This is a genomic window from Mesorhizobium sp. M7A.F.Ca.CA.002.05.1.1 (assembly GCF_003998335.1).
Taxonomy (GTDB): Bacteria; Pseudomonadota; Alphaproteobacteria; order Rhizobiales; family Rhizobiaceae; genus Mesorhizobium.
Window position 1 is genome coordinate 1 of the sequence record NZ_RZQI01001496.1, and the last position, 753, is coordinate 753.

1 protein-coding gene is annotated in these 753 nt (G+C 62.3%); it reads right to left on the minus strand.

Translation table 11 applies throughout. From position 1 onward, the window contains the following. Window positions 1-609: Crp/Fnr family transcriptional regulator (locus EN939_RS36625; RefSeq protein WP_164751619.1), on the minus strand; the 609-nt coding region annotated here is incomplete at its 3' end. Window positions 610-753 lie beyond the last annotated feature (144 nt).

Here is a 753-nt window from a genome sequence, read left to right on the forward strand (position 1 = left end):
CGGCTGCACCGCGCTCGTCAACGCGCGGCCTTCAAGCAGTTGGAGGGCGACGGTGACGCCTGGCCGCCTGACACCAAGCATGATGGCCAGGAATTCGTGGGTGATGGCGAGATGTTCGCCGGGCACGCGGTCGTCGCACATGAGCAGCCAGCGCGCCAGCCGCTCCTCGAGCTTCAGCCGCGCGTTGACGAGCGCGGTGCAGCCGGCCTGGGTCTGTAGCGCGTTGACGAAGCGCAGCAGGAACATGCGCAAGGTTGCACTTGCCGCCAATGCTGCCTTGAAAGCGCCGGCTTCGATGCGGATCGCTTCGCCTTCGAGTTGGACATAACAGGCATGCGGCGCACGGTCGTCGCCCATCACCAGGGAATATCCCGTCATGCCCTCGAAGCCGATGAAGCCCACTTCGGCCTCTTGGCCGCTCGCGGTGCTGGCGACCACCGAACCGATGCCCTGTTCGATGAAGTAGACGGCCTCGATCGGAATATTCGGGGTCACCAGCATCATGCGTAGCGGCAAGTCGCAGCGCTGCATGTGCGGCTCGAGCAACGCCAGATCATCCGCAGGCATGCGCCGCAGCAGCTGATTTCGGTATTTGGTGAGATCAGACATGGCGTGGCCCAATGCAGGGCAAGAGCCATCCAATCTCCCAGCCGTCCGTGCCCGTAAAAACGTACGGACGATCGCCTATGTATAGGGGCTCTGAACGAAGAAAGATATCAATGCGATATGAAATTCGAAGCACGGCGCCCCCCC